Here is a 6,083-nt window from a genome sequence, read left to right as displayed (position 1 = left end):
CCATCCACGTCTCACCGCCTGGGACGGAGAACGTGGATGCCCGGGACAAGCCCGGGCATGACGGACTATCGCCTACGGATTTGACGGCGTCAGCACCAGCGGCGGCTTTGGCTTGGGCTTTGCGGGCGGCGGGCCCGGGGCCGGCCTGACGTCGATCGGCGGAGGCAGCGGCGCGATCTGCGTGCTTGCAAGCGGCGGGCTTGGTGCCGCGGGAGCGGCCTGCGGCGCCTTTGGCGTCGGCGCAACCCTGATATCGGACTTGGGCTTCGGCGGCGGCGCACGGCGCGGATCGCGGCCGGGCATCGGCACATCCGTGAGCGACGGCTCCGGCGCCGGTTCGGGCGACACCAGCGTCGGCAACGCGGCGGTGGCCGGCGGCGGCTCGCCGCGCTCGATGGCGTCCAGCCGGCGCGTCTCGCGATCGATCGTGCGTACCGCGAGCCACGACGACAGCGGCCCAAGATCGACGGTGCGATTGAGCCTGTCGGGGGGACCGGCCGCGAACAGCTGGATTTCGGGCGGCGCGCCGGAGAGCCCGGTCATGATCGGCGTCAGGCTGGCACGGATGTCGGCCTGGTCGGCGGGGATGTCGTAACCGCCGGAGACGATGGCACGCGCGTTCTTCGCCTCTAGCGACGTTGCGCCGACGCGCAGGCGCCCGTCCCGGATCGTGAACGGGATCTGCGCCGAGGCCACTGCAATCGGACCCGCCGACAGCGCGGGCTCGACCAGCTGCCGCAGCCGATTGTCGTCGGCAATTTGGCCGCCGTCGCTGGCGCGGATGGCGATTTCGAAGGCGCGTGGATTGAGGCCGGAGATTTCAGCGGATTCGAGCGTCACCGTACCGTTGCCGGCGAGCGCACCGGTGAGCGCCGCGACGCTACGGCCCTGGCTGGTCAGCGCCATCTGCGCCGAGGCTCGTCCCTTCGGCAGCGCGAGGTCGCGGTAGCGCAGCGCCGCCGCGTCGACATTGCCGAGCTCGATGCGCGCGTTGAGCGTCAGACCATTGGCGCCATTGCGCGCATCAAGGCTCGCCGACATCTCGCCGCCGCCGACGCCGCCCTTCATTGCGTCGAGCGCGAGCGACTGACCGTCGCTCCGGACCGTACCGCCGAAGGGGCGCAGCTCGATGCCGCCGGGCAACGTGCCGTGCAACGCCTGGAAGGCGACGCGGCCGCGCCAGCCGCCGAGAAGCCCGGCACTCAGCGGCGCATTGGCATCGTGTCCGGCCGCGCCGATGGCCATCGCGAGCGCGGGCACGAGGTCGAGCGTATCGAGGCCGACTTCGCCGTCGACGGTCTTCTCCTGATCGAGCGTCACCGCCAGATGACCGCGCAAATGCGAGCCGGCCAGGGTGCTCTCGAGATCGTTGAAGGTCAGGCGGTTGCCGGAGAGGCCGACGCGCGAGGACAGATTGACGCTCTGCACCGATTTATCGGCCGGGCTGGTCCCGAACAGCGGCCCCAGATTGGCGTTGCGCACGCGCAAATTTACGCTGCCTTTCGGCTCCGACAATTCGACGTTGCCTTGTGCGTCCGCATCCAGCCCGCCGCCGCTAAGCTTGGCATTCAATTGCAGCTGATGGCGCCACGCGCCGCTCAAGCGGCCTTCGAACTGCGAAGCGCCCTCGCCTGCGGCCACCACGCGATCGAGCCCGAGCAACGCCAGCAGTGCACTGGCTTGCGGTGTCGCGACTTTCGAGTCCAGCGTGAAGTCGCTGTTGCGCAAGCGGTCGACGTCGATGCCGTTGACGGCGGCCACCGGCGTCTGCGCAGCCAGCGTCGCGGTGGCCTTGAGCTGCGGCGCGTCGAGTTCGAGGACAGCGCGCGCGTCGTTGCGATCGGCGTGCTCGGCGTTCTTGTCGAGGCTGAGGTCGAGCTTCAGGCGGGTCGCAGCCGGCAGCGACGGGATGGCGTCGAAGCGCGCGCGCACCGATGGCGCAAACGGCTCGAGCAGTGCAGTGAGATCGCGCAGCGAATTGGCGGAGGATTTCAGCGCGAGCTTGCCCGTGGCCTTGGCGCGGTCGAAGCTGCCACTTGCTTCCGTGGTCACGCCACTGGCCTGGCCGAACCGCAACTGCTCCAGCGAGAGCGATGCGGGGCCGTAGCCGAGTTTCGCGGTGAACGGCCGCAGCTCCTGCCCGGCCGAGATCGCGCGGCCGATATCGAGCGACAGCTTCGCTTCCTCCGGCCATTCGCCCTGCGGTCCCGAAAGCGCGCGCACAAAACTTGCGGCCGCATCGAGGTCAAGGCGGTCGGCCTTGAGCTCCGCGTCGATCCGCGAGCCCTTGCTCGCGCCGGTCTGGACGAAAGCGATGCGGCCTTCGACCGCGCCGCCGTCGATCTCGGCCTTCAGCCTGTCGATGGCGAAATGGTTGGCGGCGATGGTCACGTCACCGGCAAGGCGCAGCGGCCGCGTGCTGCGGCGGTTGACCTCGCTGCGGCCCTGGAGCCAGGCCACTAGCGTATCGGGATCGGAGGAATCGACGCTGAGACGGCCGCTGAAGCTGTCGGCGCCGGGCGTCGCGCCGTTGAGCGAGAGCTGCGTCTGTCCCGGCGCGCGCAGCTCGAGCCGCTGGAAGGTCCAGGATCGTCCGTCGGTCGCAAGCTCGGCCGTGATGTTCTGGAGCGGCCGTGCGCCGAGCATGATCTGGTCGGAGTTGAACTCGATCTGTGCCGGGATCGGCGCCTGCGGGATTGCGGCGAGGCCTGCGCGGAGCGCCGGAAGGATGCGCTGCGGCTCGTCCTTGCCGGTCAGCTTGTCGGCATCGACCTGGCGCGCCGACAGCACCGCACGCAGCAGCGGCGAAGCCCCGAACCTGATATCGCCGACGCCGCCGAGCTTCAGCGCGGAGTCTTCGGACCCGAAGCTGGCGTCGACCTGCTCGAACTTGGCGCCGGCCGGATCAGCCTTGAGTTTCGTCGTGAGCTTCCAGGGCATCGGCCCCGCCTCGCCCGGCTTCTTCGGCGCCGGCACGGCGAACGTCAGCGCGCCCTCGAATTTCGGCAGGCGGTTGTCGAAGGCGAGCACGCCTTCGAGATCGGCGAGGATCGCGCGCTCGCCGGGATCGATGTTGAGGTGGAGGCGGGTGGCATTGCCGTCGGCGCTCGGGCCGGAGGAGACGCGGAACGGATAGCGCACGCCGCTGAGGGCAAAACTGCCGTCGCCCCGGACCGAGCCGGCCAGCGAGCGCACATCGCCGGAGAAAGCGATGTCGTTGAGCTCCAGTGTCGAATGGCTGGCGGCATCATGCAGGGCGATGCGACCGGTGAGATTCAGCCGCTCGATCGCCAGCGATGCCAGATTGAAGCTCCCGCTCGCGGTGGACGGCAGATCGACCCGCCCGCGCGCGTCGAGGCCGAGATCGACCGCCATGCCATTGACCGAAAGCTCGGTGGCGCGCCATTCGCCGCGCATCAGCGAGCTCAGGCTGAATTCGACATCGAGCTTGTCGGCGCGCAGGCGGCCGAGATCGTTGTTGCCGCCGAAGGTGACCGCGCGCAGCCGCAGCGTCGGCGCCGGCAACAGCCGCGCGTCGAGCTCGCCCGCCACCCGCACCGGCACGCCGATGATCCTGCCGGCCTCTGCTTCGAACTGGGGCCTGAACTGGTTCCAGTCGACGAAGTACGGTCCGATCAGAGCGGCCAGCAGCGCTAAGATAAAGGCAATCGCCAATCCGAGCAGCGTCGTCTGCACGGGTCTCCCCTCGGCCAAACCGGATGCGGGCCTTGCCTGAGCCGCAGGGCCTCAGACGTACCGGAACAGCCCCTTATATAGGGGGAAGTGTGGCGAAGTCACAGCGACTGTTGCGCGCGGAGGTTAACGCCGGCAGCCATCACCAGCTCGCAGGCAGCCGCTTCAGGCCGCGCAGCACGAAGGTCGGCCGCCATTCGGGGTTTTCGACGTCGTCGATGCGCAGGTCGGGCAGCCGACGCAACAGCGTGGCGATGGCGATCTCGGCCTCGAGGCGGGCCAATTGGGCCCCCAGGCAGAAATGGATGCCACCGCCGAACGACAGCGGCCTCACATTCTGGCGGGTGACGTCGAGCCGGTCGGGCCGGTCAGGATAGACCGCCGGGTCGCGGTTGGCCGAGCCCAGCAGGCAGAGCACGGTCTCGCCCTTGGGGATCTTGGCGCCGCCGAGATCGTCGATATCCTCCAGCGCGACCCGCCCGGTCATCTGCACCGAGGAATCGTAGCGCAGAAACTCCTCGATCGCGCCCACCATCAGGTCCGGCCGCGCCTTCAAAAGCGCGAGCTGGTCCGGATTGCGATGCAGCGCCAGCAGGCCGTTGCCGATCAGATTGACCGTGGTCTCGTGGCCGGCGCCGAACAACAGGATGATGTTGGCGGTCAGTTCCTCGTTGGTGAGCTTGTTGCCGTCTTCCTCGGCCTGCACCAGCTGGGTAATGAGATCGTCGCCGGGATTTTTGCGACGAAGCTCGAACAGCTGCTGGAAATACATCTGCGCCATCATGTTGCCGGCGTTGCCCTTGGCGATCTCCTCCGGCGACAGCGGCACGGGATCGAGCAGCCGTCCGCCATCGCGCGAGCTGTTATAGAAAGTCTCGCGATGGTCCTCGGGGATGCCGAGCATGTCGCAGATGATGGTGACAGGCAGGCGGAAGGCGAAGTCTTCGATCAGGTCCATGTAGCCGCGGTCGATCACGGCATCGATGGTCTGGTCGACGATCTCCTGGATGCGTGGCCGCATGTCCTCGACGCGGCGGGCGGTGAAGGCCTTCACGACGAGGCCGCGCAGGCGGGTGTGGTCAGGCGGATCGGCCTGCAGCATCCAGTGGCTCATGCTGCGGAAGACCGGCTCCTCCATGATCTTCTCGCTATAGCGGCGCTTGGAGCGCTCGACGAAATCCTTGCCAAAACGCTTGTCGCGCATCACGAGGCTGACATCGGCATGGCGGCTGGCGACGAACTGGCCGAACGGCGTCACGTGAATCGGGTAGATCGCGCGGAGCCGGTCATAATGCGGATAGGGATCGCGGATGAAGTCCGGCGACAGCGGGTTGAACAGCGGACCGCCGGTGCCCTGCACGTGCTCGTTCATGGTGACCTCATATCGGTTGCCGCATGAATCGCATACGCCGCAGCCCCTCTTGCGCAGCGTAACCATCCCGGAATTATCAACTCGATACATTGTTGTATCGAGTTGCATTTTGCCCTAAACTGCCCCGATGTCAAGGGTGAGAACCAGGCCGACCAGGGACGACACGCGCGACAGGCTGTTCGAGGCGGCGGCGCGCGTGTTCGAGCAGGACGGCATCGGCGGCGCCAGCATCGAGGCGATCGCGGCGGCGGCCGGATTTAGCCGCGGCGCGTTCTATTCCAACTTCAAGAGCAAGGACGAGCTGATTATCGCCATGCTCGAGGAGCATGTCGCGCAGTCGATCCGGCGCAACATGGACATCCTCGCGCAGCACGACAATCTCGACGACTTCATCGCGGCGCTGAAGGCGATGGATCGCACAAGGCAGGATCCGCTCGGCCGCTCGCCGCTGCTCCACATGGAGATGATCCTGTTTGTCGCCCGCGCCGAGAAGCGCCGACCGGAGCTTGCAAAGCGCCTGCGCGCGCGGCGCAAGCTGGTCGCCGACATCATCGAGGCAACGCTGAAGAGCAACGCGAAGGGCGACACGCTCAATCCCCCCTGGATGGCCTCCGTCGTGCTGGCATTGGAAGACGGCTTTCGCCTGCACCGCCTGATCGATCCGGAGACGACGCCGGCCGACAGTTTTCTGCGCGCGATCACGGATCTGCGGCGCAGGACGGGATTGTCGTTGAAGTAGCGTTTGTTTTCTTCAGATCGTCGCGCTTCGCTGTTCCCGCTCGGCATCGGCGCGCCGCGCCGCTGGAACCTCGTCGCAATTCTCGCGCGCATTTTCCACATCCTCATACCGATCCAAGGAACGTTTCTGCAGCTTGCCACTTTATCCCGTGCCTGTTTTGGCAATTTGATCATTCGAGGAGACAGCGATGAGGATTCTGAAATTGTCTGCGGCCGCAGCTGCGCTGCTGGCCGGTACCGCGCTCGCCGTGGCGCAGTCGAGTTCGACGGTCGGCACTGG

The 6,083-nt window shown here is 67.2% G+C and carries 3 protein-coding genes; 1 reads left to right on the top strand and 2 read right to left on the bottom strand.

Annotated elements, in window-relative coordinates; translation table 11 throughout:
• Nucleotides 1-72: 72 nt before the first annotated feature.
• Both IVB32_RS24675 and IVB32_RS24670 read right to left on the bottom strand, forming a co-directional pair.
• The gene (locus IVB32_RS24675) at nt 73-3,696 is read right to left on the bottom strand and encodes an AsmA-like C-terminal region-containing protein (protein ID WP_018454317.1); all 3,624 of its coding nucleotides are present in this window, start codon (nt 3,694-3,696) and stop codon (nt 73-75) included.
• 139 nt (nt 3,697-3,835) lie between these two features.
• Entirely contained in the window at nt 3,836-5,065 is a 1,230-nt protein-coding gene (locus IVB32_RS24670) for a cytochrome P450 (protein ID WP_247370233.1), read from the bottom strand.
• 127 nt (nt 5,066-5,192) lie between these two features.
• Between IVB32_RS24670 and IVB32_RS24665 the strand changes: the two genes are divergently transcribed.
• Nucleotides 5,193-5,804, top strand: coding sequence for a TetR/AcrR family transcriptional regulator (locus tag IVB32_RS24665; protein ID WP_018454315.1), 612 nt, complete (start codon nt 5,193-5,195; stop codon nt 5,802-5,804).
• Nucleotides 5,805-6,083 lie beyond the last annotated feature (279 nt).

Origin of the sequence: Bradyrhizobium sp. 23 (assembly GCF_023073295.1) — a bacterium.
GTDB lineage: Bacteria > Pseudomonadota > Alphaproteobacteria > Rhizobiales > Xanthobacteraceae > Bradyrhizobium > Bradyrhizobium canariense_D.
This window is presented reverse-complemented; position numbering and strand designations above follow the sequence as displayed.

What these genes read in the sequence shown, in the direction of transcription:
- IVB32_RS24670 (WP_247370233.1), bottom strand. Translation starts at nt 5,065, where the DNA reads ATGAACGAGCACGTGCAGGGCACCGGCGGTCCGCTGTTCAACCCGCTG.
- IVB32_RS24665 (WP_018454315.1), top strand. Translation starts at nt 5,193, where the DNA reads ATGTCAAGGGTGAGAACCAGGCCGACCAGGGACGACACGCGCGACAGG.